Origin of the sequence: Sulfurimonas sp., assembly GCF_023228785.1 — a bacterium.
Taxonomy (GTDB): Bacteria; Campylobacterota; Campylobacteria; order Campylobacterales; family Sulfurimonadaceae; genus Sulfurimonas.
The window spans coordinates 1-18,426 of the sequence record NZ_JALOAN010000006.1 but is presented as its reverse complement, the minus strand read 5'-3'; the positions used below and the strand labels follow the sequence as shown (position 1 = coordinate 18,426).

At 33.5% G+C, this 18,426-nt stretch carries 22 protein-coding genes; 15 read left to right on the top strand and 7 right to left on the bottom strand.

The features are described from left to right. Window positions 1-91: 91 nt before the first annotated feature. Window positions 92-1,450: a DASS family sodium-coupled anion symporter gene (locus M0Q24_RS02445; protein ID WP_295046749.1), complete on the top strand. Its 1,359-nt coding sequence runs from the start codon at window positions 92-94 to the stop codon at window positions 1,448-1,450. A gap of 35 nt (window positions 1,451-1,485) precedes the next feature. Here the strand turns inward: M0Q24_RS02445 and M0Q24_RS02440 are convergent, their stop codons facing one another. Then, the gene (locus tag M0Q24_RS02440) at window positions 1,486-1,713 is read right to left on the bottom strand and encodes a hypothetical protein (protein WP_295046746.1); all 228 of its coding nucleotides are present in this window, start codon (window positions 1,711-1,713) and stop codon (window positions 1,486-1,488) included. Window positions 1,714-1,751: 38 nt separating this feature from the next. Between M0Q24_RS02440 and M0Q24_RS02435 the strand changes: the two genes are divergently transcribed. After that, a complete protein-coding gene (locus M0Q24_RS02435) occupies window positions 1,752-2,042 on the top strand; it encodes a Dabb family protein (RefSeq protein ID WP_295046743.1) in 291 nt (96 codons plus the stop codon). 38 nt (window positions 2,043-2,080) lie between these two features. On the opposite strand, the gene M0Q24_RS02430 is transcribed toward M0Q24_RS02435, so the two are convergent. Genes M0Q24_RS02430 through M0Q24_RS02415 form a run of 4 tightly spaced genes read right to left on the bottom strand, consistent with a single transcriptional unit; the run spans window position 2,081 to window position 5,047 of the window. Next, a complete protein-coding gene (locus tag M0Q24_RS02430; protein WP_295046740.1) occupies window positions 2,081-3,175 on the bottom strand; it encodes a DegT/DnrJ/EryC1/StrS aminotransferase family protein in 1,095 nt (364 codons plus the stop codon). Further along, window positions 3,172-4,236, bottom strand: coding sequence for a lipid-A-disaccharide synthase (lpxB, locus tag M0Q24_RS02425; protein WP_295046738.1), 1,065 nt, complete (start codon window positions 4,234-4,236; stop codon window positions 3,172-3,174). The genes M0Q24_RS02430 and lpxB overlap by 4 nt, the downstream gene beginning before the upstream one ends. After that, window positions 4,233-4,589 carry a c-type cytochrome gene (locus M0Q24_RS02420; protein ID WP_295046735.1) on the bottom strand — a complete coding sequence of 119 codons (357 nt, stop codon included), beginning with the start codon at window positions 4,587-4,589 and terminating at the stop codon, window positions 4,233-4,235. Before M0Q24_RS02420 ends, lpxB begins: the two co-directional genes overlap by 4 nt. A 50-nt stretch (window positions 4,590-4,639) precedes the next feature. Further along, entirely contained in the window at window positions 4,640-5,047 is a 408-nt protein-coding gene (locus M0Q24_RS02415) for a c-type cytochrome (protein WP_295046733.1), read from the bottom strand. A gap of 151 nt (window positions 5,048-5,198) precedes the next feature. Between M0Q24_RS02415 and M0Q24_RS02410 the strand changes: the two genes are divergently transcribed. The 13 genes from M0Q24_RS02410 to M0Q24_RS02350 all read left to right on the top strand — a co-directional run bounded on the left by M0Q24_RS02410 (window position 5,199) and on the right by M0Q24_RS02350 (window position 15,524). Next, window positions 5,199-5,387 (top strand): hypothetical protein, encoded by a 189-nt coding sequence (locus M0Q24_RS02410; RefSeq protein ID WP_295046731.1) that lies wholly within the window; start codon window positions 5,199-5,201, stop codon window positions 5,385-5,387. 37 nt (window positions 5,388-5,424) lie between these two features. Continuing rightward, window positions 5,425-6,681, top strand: coding sequence for a M48 family metallopeptidase (locus tag M0Q24_RS02405; protein WP_295046729.1), 1,257 nt, complete (start codon window positions 5,425-5,427; stop codon window positions 6,679-6,681). Next, entirely contained in the window at window positions 6,663-7,493 is an 831-nt protein-coding gene (gene prmC / locus M0Q24_RS02400; RefSeq protein WP_295046726.1) for a peptide chain release factor N(5)-glutamine methyltransferase, read from the top strand. Before M0Q24_RS02405 ends, prmC begins: the two co-directional genes overlap by 19 nt. Window positions 7,494-7,504: 11 nt before the next feature. Then, complete coding sequence (locus M0Q24_RS02395) at window positions 7,505-7,984, top strand: DUF4149 domain-containing protein (protein ID WP_295046724.1); 480 nt, start codon at window positions 7,505-7,507, stop codon at window positions 7,982-7,984. A gap of 65 nt (window positions 7,985-8,049) precedes the next feature. Continuing rightward, window positions 8,050-8,751, top strand: coding sequence for a nitrous oxide reductase accessory protein NosL (locus tag M0Q24_RS02390; RefSeq protein ID WP_295046721.1), 702 nt, complete (start codon window positions 8,050-8,052; stop codon window positions 8,749-8,751). 301 nt (window positions 8,752-9,052) lie between these two features. After that, complete coding sequence (locus tag M0Q24_RS02385; protein WP_295046718.1) at window positions 9,053-10,132, top strand: nitrous oxide reductase accessory protein NosL; 1,080 nt, start codon at window positions 9,053-9,055, stop codon at window positions 10,130-10,132. Then, entirely contained in the window at window positions 10,125-10,436 is a 312-nt protein-coding gene (locus M0Q24_RS02380) for a hypothetical protein (protein WP_295046716.1), read from the top strand. The genes M0Q24_RS02385 and M0Q24_RS02380 overlap by 8 nt, the downstream gene beginning before the upstream one ends. Window position 10,437: 1 nt before the next feature. Further along, window positions 10,438-11,622 carry an FtsX-like permease family protein gene (locus tag M0Q24_RS02375; protein WP_295046713.1) on the top strand — a complete coding sequence of 395 codons (1,185 nt, stop codon included), beginning with the start codon at window positions 10,438-10,440 and terminating at the stop codon, window positions 11,620-11,622. Continuing rightward, window positions 11,619-12,287, top strand: coding sequence for an ABC transporter ATP-binding protein (locus tag M0Q24_RS02370; RefSeq protein ID WP_295046710.1), 669 nt, complete (start codon window positions 11,619-11,621; stop codon window positions 12,285-12,287). Before M0Q24_RS02375 ends, M0Q24_RS02370 begins: the two co-directional genes overlap by 4 nt. Next, on the top strand, window positions 12,284-13,243 hold the full coding sequence (locus tag M0Q24_RS02365) for a hypothetical protein (RefSeq protein WP_295046707.1): 960 nt from the start codon (window positions 12,284-12,286) through the stop codon (window positions 13,241-13,243). Before M0Q24_RS02370 ends, M0Q24_RS02365 begins: the two co-directional genes overlap by 4 nt. Next, window positions 13,243-13,689, top strand: coding sequence for a hypothetical protein (locus M0Q24_RS02360; RefSeq protein ID WP_295046705.1), 447 nt, complete (start codon window positions 13,243-13,245; stop codon window positions 13,687-13,689). The genes M0Q24_RS02365 and M0Q24_RS02360 overlap by 1 nt, the downstream gene beginning before the upstream one ends. Continuing rightward, entirely contained in the window at window positions 13,686-14,318 is a 633-nt protein-coding gene (locus M0Q24_RS02355) for a Crp/Fnr family transcriptional regulator (protein WP_295046701.1), read from the top strand. The genes M0Q24_RS02360 and M0Q24_RS02355 overlap by 4 nt, the downstream gene beginning before the upstream one ends. A 12-nt stretch (window positions 14,319-14,330) precedes the next feature. Next, complete coding sequence (locus M0Q24_RS02350) at window positions 14,331-15,524, top strand: amidohydrolase family protein (protein ID WP_295046698.1); 1,194 nt, start codon at window positions 14,331-14,333, stop codon at window positions 15,522-15,524. Window positions 15,525-15,566: 42 nt separating this feature from the next. On the opposite strand, the gene M0Q24_RS02345 is transcribed toward M0Q24_RS02350, so the two are convergent. Together M0Q24_RS02345 and M0Q24_RS02340 are read right to left on the bottom strand one after the other, a co-directional pair. Next, a complete protein-coding gene (locus tag M0Q24_RS02345) occupies window positions 15,567-16,286 on the bottom strand; it encodes an energy transducer TonB (RefSeq protein WP_295046695.1) in 720 nt (239 codons plus the stop codon). Beyond that, a partial coding sequence (locus M0Q24_RS02340; RefSeq protein ID WP_295046691.1) for an efflux RND transporter permease subunit occupies window positions 16,283-18,426 on the bottom strand: 2,144 nt, incomplete at its 5' end. The genes M0Q24_RS02345 and M0Q24_RS02340, both read right to left, overlap by 4 nt.

Genomic DNA, 18,426 nt, shown 5'->3' with positions numbered 1-18,426 from the left:
ACTTGATTCAGGATCCACCTTAATAATTGTTCGGACCATTTAATTAAAATAATTTCTAATAAAGATGTTGCAAAAAATGTGAGGAAGCTATATGAGTAAAGAAGAGATAGAGCAGTTTAAAAAAATAGGCATGGGAGTTGGCATAGGTTTTTTAATATTTTTAATTTCACTGACTCTTTTTAACATAACTCAAGCTTCTCTTTTAGGAATTATTGCTTTTTTAGTAGTGCTTTGGACAAATGAAGGTTTGCCACTTGCTGTGGTATCACTTCTTCCTATCATCCTCTTTCCAGCTTTTTCTATTATAGATACAAAAACAACAGCGCTTAACTACTCAAATCCCATCATCTATCTCTTTTTAGGTGGTTTTTTAATAGCTATTGCAGTTGAGAAGACAAGTTTACACACTTATATTGCTAATAAAATGCTTGATATTTTTCCAAATACTCCTAGAGGGATGATATTTTCTCTTACCATGACATCTGGACTTTTAAGTTCCATACTCTCAAATACAACTACATCTTTGCTGTTAATGTCTATAGCTCTTTTTATCACAAAAGATATAAAACTAAAACTAAGATTTGCATTAGCTATCGCCTATGGTGCTAGTGTTGGAGGAATTATTACTCCTATTGGTACTCCACCAAACCTTATACTTCTTGGTATCATGAATGACAAGTCTATGGAGATGATTCCATTTATTCAGTGGATCTGGATGGTAGCACCTTTGGCTATTTTAATGTTTATAGTTGTTAGTTCTTTGCTTAGTGTTGGTTTGAAAAATACTCCTATAAAGAGAGAAGCGAATGATTCTCATCTCTCAAAACCACAAAGAAAAGTTTTGTATATCATTGGTATTTTGATAATTTTGCTACTTTTAAATGCACCTATGAATCCATTTTGGGGAGGATTAGGACTTAATGAAGCTAGTCTACTTTTAGCGGCTGGACTAATGTTGTTTATGCCACCTTTTAATATTTTAGAGTGGATGGATGACAAGGCTAAAATTCCATATAGAATTATGTTTTTATTTGGTGCTGGTTTTTCTATAGCAAAAGCGTTTGGCGATACAGGACTTGCATCTGAAGTTGCATCTTATCTTGTAGTAATGACAAATCTAAGTCCAATATTGCTACTTTTTGCAATTGCAGCACTTATAACTTTTACAACAGAGATAACCTCAAATACAGCGCTTATATCTATAATGCTTCCTGTTATATACTCAGTGGCTGAGCAAACTGGTATAAACACTACACTTTTTATGATGGTTGCAACGCTTTGTGCTAGTTATGCTTTTATGCTACCAATTGCTACTCCACCAAATGCTATAGCTATGAGTAGCGGTGCTGTTGATGTAAAAAGCATGATGAAGTACGGCTTTGTTTTAAATCTTGTAGGAATATTTTTGATAGTGATGATAGCCGAATTTTTTTGGAAAGGAATTCTGTAATATATATTTAAACTAAGAGAAATAATTTTCGAAATTTACTTGGTTTTGTTTCTTTTTTTGCATCTATTTATCTCTCTATTTTTTATCATAGTAAAGATATCTTTTATAACAAGAACTAGGCAGATGAGCCAGAGTAGATCTAGTATGAGGTTTTGGTTTAGTCCATTGAGATACAAAAATGGATAGCCCACAAGATATGGCCACTTTAAAAAATAAAAAAATAGTATCGCACTTCCGTAGAGATCTTTAATGGTTTTTTTCATAGTGCAATTATGCTAAACTTTCACTAAAAAGGGTATTAATGATAGTCCATATAGTTATGTTTAAGTTCAAAGAAGAAAATAAAGAGAGAAATTTGATAGAGATGAAAAACAGGATAGAAGCTCTCATAGATCTAATTGCATCGCTCAAATCAATGGAAGTTGGTATTGACTTTAGTAAGTCAGAGAGAGCATATGATCTCTCACTATACTCAACATTTGATGATAAAGCCGGACTTCATGCTTATGCTATACATGAAGAGCATCTAAAGGTAGTTGAGTTTGCAAAAGAGGTTACAGTAGAGGCTAAGGTGGTTGACTATGTCAAATAATAGAGATCATGAAAAATTAGTGTGAAATTTAAACTGCATTAAGTAGCCTTTATAGCTTCAACAATAAAATCTTGCTCTGTCTCTGTTAGATATGGGCTCATAGGGAGAGATATTATTTGAGTTGATACTTCTTCGCTTATAGGAAAATCTCCCTCTTTGTATCCTAAATATAAAAAAGCTTCTTGCAAGTGAATGGATATTGGATAGCAAATTGCTGTTGGAATCTCTTTGGAGTTGAGTTTTTCAAGCATTGCTTCTCTATCTTGTACTCTTATAGAGTAGTGAGCATAAACACTTGTAAGATTTTCTGCAACCTTAGGAGTGATGATTTCTGCATCTTCAAGCAGATCGCTATATCTGCTTCCTATGTCATCACGCAATTTTATTTCTTCTTCAAAGTACTTAAGCTTAACATTTAAAACTGCAGCTTGAAGAGCATCTAGGCGACCATTTATTCCTATATATTTGTGTTTATATTTCTCATCTTGACCATGGTTTATCAGTACTCTTATCTTTTGTGCAAGTTCATCATCATTTGTAAAAAGAGCTCCGCCATCTCCATAAGCACCAAGAGGGTTAGATGGGAAAAAGCTTGTACAGCCGATAGTTGAGAGTGAACATGATTTTTTTTCATTGTAAGTAGCCCCAAAGCTTTGAGAAGCGTCTTCTATAACTGCTATCTCATGCTTTTTTGCTATCTCATTAATTGGATCCATATCTGCACACTGGCCAAAAAGTGAAACTGGTATGATGGCCTTTGTTCGATCTGTTATTACAGCTTCAATTTTGCTCGGATCTATATTGTAACTATCTTTATCAATATCTACAAAAATAGGTTTAGCACCTAAAAAAGCGACAGCCTCAGCAGCAGCAACAAAGGCAAATGGAGTAGTTATAACTTCATCTCCATAACCAATATTTAGAGCCATAAGTGATAAAAGTAAGGCATCAGTTGCACTACTACAAGCTATGGCATGTTTAACTCCAACAAAAGATGCTAAGTCTTTCTCCAAGTCATCAAGTTTTTGCCCACCAATAAACTCAGATAAGTGTAAAACTTCTGCCATTTCACTATCTATTTCTTCTTTATACTTTAAATACTGAGTTTGTAAATCTATAAAATTTATCTTCATTTTTGTTCCATTATAATTGTTTTTTCTAAAATTTTTGCTACTTCTTTTGAACTACCATGCCCTAAATACGCTCTAAGTAGTTTAGAATCATTAAAAAATTGTGCTCTATCATAATCTAAAAAGGCTTTTATAAGATTGCCTGATGTTACATCTTTTTGGATAAATTCAGGATGCAAACTTCTATCATTGAACTGAGAAAACATGATGTTGCTTAGTCCTAGATAGTTAAGTTTTACAAGCCTACTAGCTATAAAATAATCAAGTGGTTTTGCAATATAACTAAGTATAAGAGGTGTCCCAATGAGTGAAGATTCAAGTGTAGCAGTTCCACTACAAATAAATGCAAAATCAACCTCTTTTAAAGTCTTGTGAGCATCATGAACAATCTTAAAATCAGACAAATCACCATAAACTTCTTCTATATCTTCTTTAGTAAAATATTCTGGGATTATGATGAGTGACTCAAGCCCTAACTTTAGGTTTACCTCTTTAAAAACTGGCATAAGTTTTTTTATCTCACCCTTGCGACTTCCTGGCATAAAAGCTATGGTTTTTACTTCGCTATTTATTTCTTCTTTGTAATCTTTTATGATATCAAGAAGAGGATGACCTACATAAGTTATGGGAGCATTTTTAGAGTAGTAATCTTTTTCAAATGGTAAAATCGATGCTAGGTGATCTATAGTTCTTTCTAAAACTGGTATGCGTTTTTTCTTCCATGCCCATGCTTGAGGTAAGATATAATAGATGATTTCTTTGTTTGGATATCTTTTTTTGATTTTTTTTGCAAGAGGGAGATTAAAGCCTGAAGAGTCTATGAGCAGGACTTTATCAACACTAGATGCAAGTTCAACCATTTGAGCATTTAGTTTAAAAAAGTAACGAAGTTTTTTTATAACATCTACAAACCCCATGATAGCAAGACTTCTTAGATCTACTATAGGTTCTCCAAGCTCACTATCAAAGATCCCAATAAATTTAACATCATCGCTGAGTTCTTTTTTTAAAGACTTAAGGTGAATATTTGCTGAGTGCTCTAGTGCACTTACTAAGATTTTCATGAACCACCATCTCCTTCTACTGCAAAGGAGGTATCATATCTCTCTTTGTTAACACTATCTATAAACTCATTCATATAAAGAGTTAAATCATCTATATCTTTATCACTAAGGTTTTGCGCAAATGGTATCATCATCTCTTGTTGTTGGTTGTCTGAGATCTTAGATCTGAATCTCTTTAGTTTGTAGGATAAAAAGCCTTTAGCTCGGTTTGCTAGAGAGGGATACATATGCATTCCCTCTAGCTTTGCTCCGTGACAATTTCCACAAGCTTTTTGAATGTAGAGCTTTTTGCCATCATCATAAGAGCCAAAAGAGAGAGAAAAAAGAGTAAAACAAAGCAGTAAAAGGCGCAAAAAAAATCCTCTAAATTTAAATACTGCAATTATATCTAAATACTCTTTTTCTACTCAAAGTCAACATCTTCATATCTATCATAGATCCAGTAAGCAACTGCTTCTTTTTCCTCTTGGCTTAAACCTTTTATGCTTTTCATGACCCCAAATGTATCAATAGCTTGTGGGTGACACATAATGTAATCAATACTTGGATTTTCTATGTAGTTTTTTACAAACAGCATAAAAAGGTGACGATGAACATCTTCATCTTCATTTCTTATAATGATATTTTCTTTTAACCTCAAAGCGACCTGAATCATCGGGGGCGCCTTTAAAGTGCTAAATTTTTTCATCATTTCAGCTTTTTTCATTATCTCAATATGGCAAGAGGCACAGTTTTTTTTATATACTTCATAACCATCTACACCCAACAGTAGAGAACTTAAGATACTTATAGCACTTATGATTTTTATCATGACGAACTCCTTATAATATTTGTAAAGATTATAACATAGTTGTTTTTGATTGAGTCAAGTTAGAAAAATGCTTAAATAATTTTTCTAATTTTGATGAGAGTTGCTCTTATAACAATAACAAGGTATTCTTATAAAAATAGAAGGATATGTCATGAGTGAACCAAGATTAGAAGATATTGAAGATTATAATGGCTTAAAAGGTCAAAAGAAAAAAGTTGTTTGGGCTGTTATTATTGTTGGACTTCTTATGAGTGTTATTTATGGTATTGCGGTAAGTTATAGTGATAAAGATGAGTCTTTATCAATCGATAAAACATATAAAACTGTACCTATGAGATAATAGTTTTGATACAATTTCAAAAAAGTAAGGTCAAGATATGTTAATGACAGTTATCGCAATATATACAATTTTTGTTTTAGTCTCCATCTATACAAGCGTTATGCAGATAGGTTTTGTAAATACAGCAAAGAGAAAAAAAGCCATATTGCTTAGTGATAGCGACTTTATAAAAGCCGCAAATTACTCTGTAGCAAAAGAGAAACTAAGTATTGTAAGCTCATTTTTTGACTATCTTATGTTTATAGTTTGGATGAGTTTTGGTATAGCATATCTCTCTGGTGAGATGGTATTTAAAGAAGAGGCTATGATGAGTATAGCTATAGTTATGAGCTTTGTTATCATTAACTCTATAATCTCTCTGCCGTTTACATACTATGAAAAGTTTGTTATAGATGCTAAGTTTGGATTTAACAAATCTAGCAAAAAACAGTGGATAAAAGATACACTTATATCATTTGCTATGACACTACTTCTTGGCTCACTGGTTGTTTGGGGGATCTATACAATTATTACAAGTTTTACACTTTGGTGGTTATGGAGTTTTGTTTTTATTTTTGGTGTTGTAGTTCTTATAAATATGCTCTACCCAGCTTTTCGCGCTATGTTTTTTGACAAATTAACACCACTAAAAGATGAAGCTTTAGATGAGCAGATAAAAGATCTGATGGACAAAACTGGTTTTGTTAGCTCTGGAGTTTTTGTAAGTGACGCTTCAAAAAGAGATGCAAGACTCAATGCTTACTTTGGTGGATTTGGTAAGGCTAAGAGAGTTGTTCTTTTTGATACACTTATAGAAAAACTCACTACAAAAGAGCTCTTAGCAGTTTTAGGGCATGAACTTGGTCACTTTGCACACGGCGATATCTATAAAAATATAGCACTAGTTGGAGCGATGCTTCTACTTATGTTTGGGATCTTTGGAAATCTTCCAGATTCACTTTACTTAGAGATGGGAATAACTAGCGAACCTTATGTTTTAATGATCCTTTTGCTTCTTTTTATGCCAGTTTTAGGCTTTATAATGATGCCAATTATGGGAATAATGAGCCGACATAATGAGTATGAGGCAGATAGAGTAGGGAGTGAGTTAGGTGGAGCAGGTGGAGAAGTAGAACTTGCAAATGCACTTACAAAACTTGTACAAGAGAACAAGAGTTTTCCTCTTTCTCATCCTTTATATATATTTTTTCACTATACACATCCACCAGTTTTAGAAAGACTTAAGGTTTTGGGTGTTGATGTAGGAGAGATGGACAAAAGTTTACTAGAGGGCAAATGCGAAGCGGATATTTAGTTAGAGAAACTTTAGTTGAGATTACAAAAATATTGGATCCACACATACCAAGAGCATCAAGAGAAGCACAACTTCTTTTGATGCATCACTTGCAAAAAGATGAACTTTGGCTCATCTCAAATCAAAAATCAGAAGTTACAAACCTAGATCTACTATATGAGATGGTTCAAAGAAGAGCGAAAAACGAACCGCTTGAGTACATCACAAAAAGTGTAAGCTTTTACTCTGAGGAGTTTTTTATAGATAGAGGCGCGCTTATTCCTCGTCCTGAGACAGAGCTTCTTATAGATGAAGTTATAAAAAACTATCCTGACTCTGGAGCCTTTATAAGATTTGCAGAAGTTGGAGTTGGAAGTGGTATTATCTCTATAATCCTGGCAAAGCATTTTAAAAATGCTAAATTTATAGCTGTAGATATCTCAGAAAATGCACTAGAGGTCGCAAGAGAAAATATAAAAAGATTTAAACTTGAAGATAGGGTAGAGTTAAGACACGGCTCTTTGTTAGACGAGGTAAGTGAAAAGATAGACTATCTTGTGTCAAATCCTCCCTATATTGCACAAGATGCAAAGCTAGAGACAAATCTTTCATACGAGCCACAAAATGCTCTCTTTGGTGGAGAAGTCGGTGATGAAATTATTAAAAATCTTCTTGATGAAGTCTTAAGAAGGGAGATTAACTTCTTTACCTGTGAGATAGGTTATGACCAAAAAGATAAAATACAAAACTATTTGAAAAACACTGACTTTAAGAGCTTGGAGTTTTACAATGATTATAGTAAATTTGATCGTGGATTTACTCTAAAGATATAAGGGTTTTAACTTTGAGAAAAAAAATATATGTAGATTTTAGTTACCTCGTGATTCTAGCGGCTACTTTTGGAGCTGTTATGGTTTTGGGTGCAATGGTAGCACCTGTTGTTTTCAATCCAAACAAGATACTTGTAGATGTTGCACTTGACCATTTCAACTCTGGCATCATCATGGGAGAGATATTTCATAGATTTAGTTACTGGATATATTTTGTTGCAACTGTAGTTATAATCTATGAAGCTGCTATGTATAAATTAGGTCAAAGAGATGCCATAGCTTTTGGAAGTGCCATCACTGTAATTTTTTCATCTTTAATGTTTAGTGCTGTTTACTCACCTAAAATTCTTTCAATGCAGGCTATTGGAGTTGAAGCAACTCAGAGTGATACTTTTAAAAATGTCCATCTAGCTAGTGAGCTTGACTTTAAGATCTTAGCTGTGGGTCTGATCGTTCTTTTTATCAGAAGATTACTTTTACTTAGACTTGCGTAAAAATTAACACTTATTTAACTATTATTTAGTATGATTATACAAATCATAAGATTAGGAGATAGAAAATGAGTAAAATTATCGCGAGTATTTTAGTGCTTAGCACTATATTGTTTGGAGTTATGGGTGAGGGTAAACCTCAAAAAAACAAAGAGATGAAGATGTTTCAAGCAGTGCCTATGGAAAAAGCTACAATTCTTCAAGATGGTGATGCTAAGATGTATTGCCCAACATGTGGTATGACGCTTCCTATGTTTTACAAAACAAATCATGCAGCAACTCATAAAGATCATACAGAACAATACTGTTCACTTCATTGTCTAGCTGAGACAAACCTCAAAAACAAGAACTCTCTAAAAGACATCAAAGTAGTAGATACTAATACTTTAAAGTTCATAGATGCACAGAGTGCTCACTATGTAGTTGGAAGTAGTAAAAAAGGCACTATGAGTATGACGAGTAAATATGCATTTGCAAACGCTGATGATGCGAAGGCATTTCATAAAGAGTTTGGTGGAGAGCTTATGAATTTCGAACAAACTTATGCATTAGCTTCAAAAGCACTTGAGGGTGAGATGAAAATGGTAGCTAAAAAACAAGCTGACATGGCTAAAAAAGGTGAGATGATTTACAACAAAATGTGTAAAAAAACAGATAAAAAGTTTAACTCTACAGCTGAGGCTAAAGCTTATGTTATGTCAAGCAAGCTTTGTGGAGAAATGGACGCAAAAAAACTTCAAGCAGTTGGAATTTACTTAGGTAAAAGATAGATAAAGATTTATTATATTTTATATTATTGTAATTTAACCCTCTAATTGATTTATAAACTAGATTCCGTGTCAAGCACGGAATGACGGTGGGGTGGGACGTCATCGTGAAGCAAAACGTCATCGCGAAAGAAAACGTCATTGTGAAGCAAAGCGTCATCGTGAAAGAAAACGTCATCGTGAAGTAAAGCGTCATTGTGAAGCAAAAACCGTCATCCTGAACTTGATTCAGGATCTAGTTTGATAATTTTTCGGAGTATTTAATTAGTTTTAGGTAGAATTATTTTTTGATTTAAGGATTACAATGAAAGCAATAATTATTTTACTAGCGCTCTTTTTGAGTCTTAGTGCGCATAACTTTTCTAAAGTCTCAACAGGTGAACCTCATTTAGTGCAAAAAGGCGCAGAAAAAGAGTGGTGTCCAGTTTGTGGGATGAGTATAAAGATGTTTTACAAAACTTCTCATGCTGCAGAACTTAAAAATAAAACTCCAAGACAATACTGTTCTATGAGATGTTTGGTAGAAGATAAAGAAGAGTATGGCATTGAGGATTCTAGTATCAAAGTAGTAGATGCTAGTAGTCAAAAACTCATATATGCTAACGATGCTTTTTATGTGCTAGATTCAGATGTTAAAGGCACTATGAGCAGAGTCTCTAAACTGGCTTTTGCACTAAAAGATGACGCAAATGAACATATTAAAAAACATGGTGGTAAGATAGTCAGCTTTGATGAAGCAATAAAATCTGCAAAACAATCTCTTGCTAGTGATAAGGCTCTCTCGCAGAGTAAAAAAGAGAAAAAAGTTTATGCAATGGGTGAGAAAATATATGAGAAGATGTGTAGTAAAGATATAGATGAGACTAACTATATAGAGATAAATGAACTAAAAGCTGATATCAAAAACTCTAAACTTTGTAAGCCTATGGATGAGCAAAAACTTCAAGCTGTAGCACTCTATCTATGGGAGGTTAAGCGCCTTGGAGATCTTGGAAGTATTGAGGGTAAGATAGAAGTAACGAAGGATGAGAAATGTCCTATTTGTGGTATGTTTGTTTACAAATATCCAAAATGGGCAGCTCAGATCTACTACCCACAAACTCACTACTCTTTTGATGGAGTCAAAGATCTTATGAAGTACTATTTTTTAAATAAAGAGGGCATTTCTAAGATTTTAGTAACAGACTACTACTCACAAAAAGCGATAGAAGCCAGAGACTCTTTTTTTGTTGCAGGGAGTGATGTTTATGGTCCTATGGGAGATGAGTTGATACCATTTGCAAAGCTTGAAGATGCAAAGACTTTTAGTCTTGATCATAAAGGTAAAAAAATACTCAAGTTTGATGAGATAGATGAGTTGGTCATTAGAAAGTTAGATGAGTAAAAATCTTTATACTCCAAAGACACCAAAACTTTTGCTCTTTTTGTTTGCTCTTTTAGTTTTTTTCACTTTAGAGACTCTCTATATTTTCTCGGCAAAGAGTCTTGACAATGAGGGTTTAGAAAAAAGAAAAGAGTTTGTCAGCATCATAGCTCTTCCAGATCTAGCAATATCTACAGAGGCTACATTTGTGCGACACAGAAGCATGAGTGATCTCTTTAGTATTTATAAAGATGATGGAAGCTTAAGAGAGTACTTTGTATCAACATACACATATTCACACTCACACAAACAAAAGGCAGATTAAAGTGCGAAAGAAAATTAACTTCTACCTCATAGAGTATGCAATAAATGCAATACTTAGACAAAAATATAAAAATATTTTTATAGCAACAACACTTACCTTCTTAATCTTTTTACTTACAAGTATATTTTTTATAACAAACTCCATAAAATACGAACTAAACTCTACTGTTGATGCTCTTCCTGAGATAGTAGTTCAAAAGATAAAGGCTGGAAGACATTACGATATAGAAACTCATGCTACAGAAGAGATACTAGCTATTACAGGAGTTGTAGATGCAGTCGCTCGTGTTTGGGGTTACTACTACTTTGAAAACGCTGGTGTGAACTTCTCTTTAGTTGGAGTAGATGAGTTTGAAGCGCAGTATAAAGAGTCACTACAAAGAGTTGTAGAGACAAGTGAGTTAATGAACACGCAAGATAGTTCTATGGTAGTTGGACGCGGAGTTAAAGATACAATGCAGAAAAACTACTACAAAGACTACTTTAACTTTATAAAGCCAGATGGAACACTAAAAAGAGTAGATCTAGTTGGTGTTTTTGATGGAGACACGCAACTTGAATCAAATGACATTATAGTAATGTCAAAAGCTGATGTTCGAGAGATCTTTGATATGAGAGAAAGTATGGCGACAGATATCGTTGTAAAGGTCTCAAATCCTGATGAAGTAGCAACAATTGCTTCAAAGATAAAGCTGGTATTTCCAGATAGTAGAATCATTACAAAAAACGATCTTAAGATCTCGTATCAAAATATTTTTGACTATAAGAGTGGTATATTTTTAGCTCTTTTTGTGGTCTCACTTTTTACTTTTTTTATCATCATTTATGACAAGGCAAGTGGACTTAGTAGTGAAGAAAAGAGAGAAATAGGTATATTAAAGGCAATAGGCTGGAGAGTTGATGATGTTTTAAAAGAAAAATTTTACGAGGGATTTATCATCTCTTTTTTCTCTTATATGATAGGTGTTATACTTGCAGTTGGTTTTGTCTATATCTTTCAAGCTCCACTTTTACAAAATATATTTACAGGTTATTCTCAACTAAAAACATCTTTTGAGCTTCCATTTATCTTTGATGTTCAAACTCTCTTTTTAGTATTTTTTCTAAGTGTTCCTATCTATATAGCAGCGACAATCATCCCATCGTGGAAAATTTCTACACTAGATGCAGACGAGGTTATAAGATGATAGAACTTAAAAATGTTACTAAAAGCTATGAGATAAATAAAAACAATATAGTTGTGGCACTAAATGATGTGAGCATGAAAATAGGTGAGGGCGAACTTGTAGTGCTTCGTGGTGCTAGTGGAAGTGGAAAGAGTAGTGTGCTCTCACTTATCGCAGCACTTAGTAAACCTACAACGGGCGAAGTTATAGTAGATACTAAGCAGATCTCAAAACTCCCCGACAACTTTGCATCTGAATATAGACGAGACAATATTGGTTTTGTTTTTCAAAAGTACAACCTTATAACTACGCTTAGTGTAAAAGAGAACATTTTACTTCCTCTAGTTCCACTAAACCCAGATCCAGATGATGCAGATGAAAAACTAACTAGAGTCATGGAGATGTTTAAGATCTCTCATAAAAAAGATGCCATCATAAAGAACCTCTCAGGTGGAGAGCAACAACGTGTCGCAATTGCTAGAGCAAATGTAAACGAGCCTAAAATCATCATAGCAGATGAGCCAACAGCAAATTTAGATGAGAAATTATCTTTGCACTTTATAGAGATGTTAAAAGAATTAAAAAAATTAAACAAAACCATAGTTATAGCTACACATGATCCACTCTTTTTTGGTCTTGATATTGTAGATAGAGAGATTGAGATGCACAATGGAGCTATCATTTGATACTAACTCCTGAAGTTTTAGCCATTTTTATATTAAACACTATCTTTGCTTTTTTTGGGATCATCGCTTTTTACTTGAGTGTTAAGATCTACCTAAACTGGGATCTAAGCTCTACTAGTAAAGCTCAGTATCGCTTAGAAAAACAGAGCTACTTAGCAGCGACTATCATTAAATTTATTTTTATCATAAAAGTTCCTCTATTTCTATTTTTTGTCTTTACGCTTGATAAGATCTCAAATGTCCTAACAGGGGCGATGTGCGGGGCTGGAGTTGTAGATGCTACAGACACAGGGACTGCTCTTTTTGTTTTAAAGATCATAAATCTCTACATATTTGCTTACTGGATTGCTCTTCATAATGAAGATGTCAAACATGAAAAGCAACCTTTCTTAAAACAAAAATTTGCTTTTTTTATAATAGCTTTTTTTCTATTTATGGCTGAGTTAGTTATTGAGGGAGTTATGTTTGGATCTATTGAAATAGATAAGATGGTTAGTTGTTGTGGTACACTTTATTCTAGCACTTCAACTTCGGCAATATCTAGTATATTTGCACTTGACACTTCTCTTCTTCTTTATATGTTTTATGGAATATTTTTACTTATAGTTGTGTTTTACTTTTTAAAAAACAAGTACCTTTTTGCCATAAGTAATGCTCTTTTTGTACCAATATCTTTAATTACGCTCATAGTCTTTTTTGGGACTTACATATACGAACTTCCATCTCATCACTGCCCATTTTGCTTTTTACAAAGTGATTACTACTTTGTAGGTTATCTTATCTATACACTTCTATTTTTAGGAACATTTTATGGACTTGTTGTTGGTTTTGTTGAGTCTAAAAAGGAGGACAAACTAAAAAGCTATAAAATGTCTCTGATATTTAATTCTCTTTATGTTATATTGCTAACATCATTTGTGATGATATATTTTATAAGAAATGGAGTTTGGCTTTGATGATGAAATATCTAAAGGTTGTACTACTGCTTGCTATAAGTCTCTCTTTTATAGCCTGTGAAAAAGAAACACAAAAAGGTGCTTCTAAAGTCCACTGGGATAGAGATATGTGTAGTAGATGTGTCATGGTAGTAAGTGATAGAAAAAACACTGTACAAGTGAAAAATCCTGACACTCAAAAGACATATATGTTTGATGACATAGGATGTATGGTTCTTTGGTTTGAAGAAGAAGGTTTAGGCTGGCAAGACAAAGCAATAGTCTGGATAACAGATGTTGATACTGGTGAGTTTATAGATGCAAGAGTGGCATTTTATGATACAAACAATGTCACACCTATGGCTTATGGATTTTCAGCACATAAAACTAAAGAAGTGATAAAAGAAGGCGAAGAGATTATCTCTTATGACGAAGTTGTAAAAAGAGTAAAGAAGATAGGCCAATGAAGTTAACACTACAAAACATAGATATGTTTAAAGACTTGGATGAAGACACAATCTCTAAGATTGAAAAATTAACGACACAGCACACTATAGCTAAGGACAATATTGTTTTTTACGAGGGAGATGACTCTAAATATCTCTATCTTTTAGCTAAGGGAATTATAAAATTATATAAAACTTCGTCGAGTCATAAAGAGATAGTTTTAAAATATTTTCATGAAAATGAACTTATAGGAGAGGTTGCTAACTTTGAGAAGATGCCATATCCTGCTACTGCTAAGGCTTACAGTGATGTTGAAGTTTTAAAGATAGACTTTACAGGACTCAAAGACATAATCTACTCAAACCCTGAGCTCTCTTATATCATCCAAACATCTTTGATAAAAAAGATCAAAAACCTTGAGGTTATCATCTCAACAAACTTAGTTCTTGATTCTAAAGAGAGAGTTGCAAAGTATATGTACAACCACTCTGAGGACTTCTTTCAAACTAAAAATATACTAATTGCAGAGATTTTAAGTGTGTCACCTGAGACACTCTCAAGGATATTAAAGTCGTTTAAAGACAATGGTATTATAGATATGAAAGCCAAAACAATAGATAGAGAAGCACTTTTAGAATATTTTGAATAAGGATAGATTAGCATGGTAATATCAAATGCTACTGTTTGTGATATAAATGGCGAGTACAAGGCTGATATTCGCATAGAAGATGGCGTGATAACGGAGATAGCAGATAGTCTTAGTTGTAAAGATGTAAGAGATGCTAAAGGTGCATACTTTTTACCTCTTTTAGTAGATACAAATATAAGACTACAAGACTCAATCTTAAACTCTAAAAACATAAAAAAGATATCAAAAGAAGCACACCGCGGTGGAGTTGGAGTTGTTGTTGTAAATGCGGATAGTACTCCAGCTATTGATAATGAAATAGTCTTAGAATTTGCACAAAATGGGCTTCACGATCTAGAGGGTGCAAAAGTTGAGCTTATGTTAAATTCTCTAAAAGAGGATAGCACGCTAAGTAATATCGCCATACTTTTAAAAAGTGGAGCGATAACTCCATATATGAGTACCATAGCAAAAAATGATGTGGCTATAAAAATAGCCCAGTATGCTCAAATGTATAATAAAACTATTTTTTGTAAAGCGGAGGATAACTCTCTTATAAAGAGTGGAGTTATGCTTGATGGTGATGTTAGCTCAAAGTTAGGTCTTGCTGGCATCCCAGATTTGAGTGAAGTTTTGCATGTCTCAAGAATGATAGAAATCGCAAGACACTTTAAGATAAAAATCCTCTTTAAATCCATAGCATCTCCTCGCTCTATTTTTCTTATAACAAAAGCGAAAAAAGATGGAGTGGATGTGAAATGTGAGGTTTCCATAAACCATTTAACTCACTCAGATGAAGCTTGTGAGGACTTTAACACCACTGCAAAACTAGATCCGCCACTATCATCAAAAGGTGATGTTGAACTACTCATTGAAGCACTTAAAAACAAAGAGATAGATGTTTTAACAACTCTTCATCAACCAAGTTCACCCATCAACAAAGAGGTTGCTTTTTATGACGCAGCTTATGGCTGTGAAACACTAAGCGATGCGATGAGCATTTACTATACAAAGCTTGTAAAGAGTGAACTTATAACGATGTCAGAACTCATACAAATAGCCTGTAAAAACCCTGCATCTACCATAGGTTTTGATGCTGGAGAGATAAAAGTAGGGAGCAAGGCAAACGCTATGCTTTTTTGTGTAAATAACTCAAAAATCCTAGAAAACGAGCAATCACTATACAACAAAGAAGAACTCTTTGGAGAGGTTTTAGAGGTTTATTAACCAACCCAAAAAAGGTTGCATAGTTAGACTTAACATTTAAAACTATTTCAAAGTATATGAGAGTTTTACTCTAAATTCTTTTGGGAAGTTAAATAGTGATTCTTCAAGAGTAACAGGAAAACTTTTACTAATTGCTTCTAAAGCTGATTTTTGAAAAACACTTCTTCCAGATACTATTTGCATCTCTTTTACATTGCCATCTGAGAGTATTTTAAACTTCACATCCACAAGACCTTCTATACCTCTTCTTCTAGCCATATTTGGATATGATTTATTCTCATTTATTCTTTTTATCAAATCGTTTATAAATTTATTTTGTTTTGCTAAGAGAAGATCTTGATTTATTTCATTTTGCTCTTTTACTAAAATATCTTCTTTAATTGTTGGCTCTTGAACAATCTCTTCTCTTTGTTCTTGAATTTCTTCGACTATTTCTTCTACAACTTCCTCTTCTACAACTGGTTCATCTTCAACTTTTTCTTCAATAATTGGCTCTTTTGTTGGCTGAGGAATTGGCTTAGGTTTTGGCTTAGGTTTTGGCTTAGGTTTTGGCTTAGGTTTTGGCTTCGGTGTGATCTTTTTTTCTTGCTTTGGTTTTTGAGGCTTAGTTTGAGTAACTACTGTAAAACAAACTTTTCTGACATCTTCTACTTTAGCATCTATACTCAAGGTTGTTTCGACATTTATTATATATATAATTGTAATTACAATAAGCAAATAAGAAATAGCACTTATTATAAATGATGATACATATCTGTTCATTTTTCTCTCCTAAATCTATGTAAAAAGTTGTATATTGTTGGCAGATAAAAGAGGTTTAGTATAGTCCCCCACAAAAGCCCAAAGCCAATAGCAATAGCTAAAGGTTGAAATGTTACGGCTTGAGCCGTTGCAAAAAATATGAGTGATGAAAGCCCAATGATAGTGGTAACAGAAGTAAGCACAATGGGTCTAAATCTTCTTGCCGCAAGAGCAAAAATATCATCTTTGTGTGTAGCTGTTTTTATAGTTGACATCATCAAGATGCCGTCATTTACGATAACTCCTGCTAGTCCTAGCGCACCTATGAGAGAAGGTAGAGAGATGTTGAATCCCATAATAAAGTGACCTATATATACACCAAGTAGAGAGAAAGGAATGACTGACATTACTATTAGAGTCTCTCTTATGGAGTTAAAAAGATACAAAATAGAGATAAAGATTAAAACCATAGCAACAATAGATGCTAATATCATCTCCGATTGCATACTCTTTTTCTGTTCTGCTTCGCCTTTAAGCTTCAATTCCAACCCCTCTTCTTTTAATTTGTTAATTGTTGGTTCTATTTTTTGTAAAACCTCTGTCGCTGTTGTTTTAAAAGGATCAACATTTGCAAAAACATAGAAGCTAGTATGCCCATCATCTTTGACTAACATCTCTAGAGCAGCTACTTTTTCAAATTCACAAATATCCTCAAGCTTTACATAGGTGTTGTTTTGTAGAGGAATTTCTAATCTTTTAAAACTCTCTAGATCATCTTTAAAGTTGAGTGATTTTATCTTTACATCTAAAAGCTCACGTCCATCATAGATGGTGGCAATTTTAAGTGAGAGATAGAGCTTTGAGATGTAGTTACCTAGAACTTTTTCGGTTATTCCTAGCTCTTCGCCGTAGCTGTTTAGTTTAAGTTTAAGCTCATCTGTACCAACTTTTATGTTGTTACCAAAATACTCTATACCTTCTATTTCGCTAAATCTATCTTCAATAGTTCTAACAGCACTCATCGCTTTTTGATAATCGTCACTAATAACACCGATGCGAATATCCGCTTTTGTATTTCCCATTTTGTTTTCCACTACCATAAGGCTATTTAGATGAAATTTTTCTTCATACTTCTGCTCTTTTAGCCAAACTCTTAGATCCTTTGATATTTTTTGAGAAGAGATATCTCTAATCCTATCTTTATCATCATAATAGAAACTAAGATAGGGTGTGATGTATTTATCTACAAAATTTTCAGGTTTCATTTTATGCAACTCTAAAGAGATATAGCCAACATATGGATAGATTTCAGTTGTGCCAGTAGCACTTCTTCTATATCCAGCCGTAGAGCTAACATGCTTTGTGAAAAATCTCTTATGCTCTTTTAATATCTCTTTTTCTAAGGTTTGCACAATATTTAAAGACTCTTCAAGTGAAGTTGTTGGATCTGCTTTAAATGTAATGTTTATAGAGGAATCATCAAAGGGCTGAAACATTTGAAATTTTGATTTTTGCACTCCGTAAAAAGTTAAAAGAGGCACAATAATAAGAAATGTCAACAAAAAACTTTTTTGATGCTTAAGAAGAAAACTTAAGGCTTTTTGATAGAGTAGGTTTACTCTATCCCACGAGCGAGCTTTTGAATTTGAACCTAAAATATGTGTAGCATGTAGTGGTAAAAAGATAAAAGACTCTATAAGTGAAGCAATAACAAGTGCGCTAAAAGCGATGGGTATAAGTTCTACTATCTCTCCCAATTTTCCGCTTATCATCAAAAGAGGAATAAATGAAAATATAGTAGTTAAAGAGGCTATCATAACAGGTTTTGCGACCTCTTTTGTTCCTAGATATGCTGCATCCTTTGCGCTATAGCCTTTTTCAATATATTGCTGAATATTTTCACTCACAACAATGGCATCATCAACAATAATACCTATAGCGATTAAAACACCGATAAGTGAATTGATGTTGATGCTGTGTCCTGTGAGATAAAAATATATAGCACCCATAACAAAAGAGGTAGGAATACCCAACGCAATTACAAGGGCAATTCTTATATTGATTAAAACAGCCGTTAGAAGTGTAATAAGAAGAACACCAAGTAATATATTTGATATAACAATATTGAGTCTATCTTTTATAATGGTTGAAGCGTCCATTC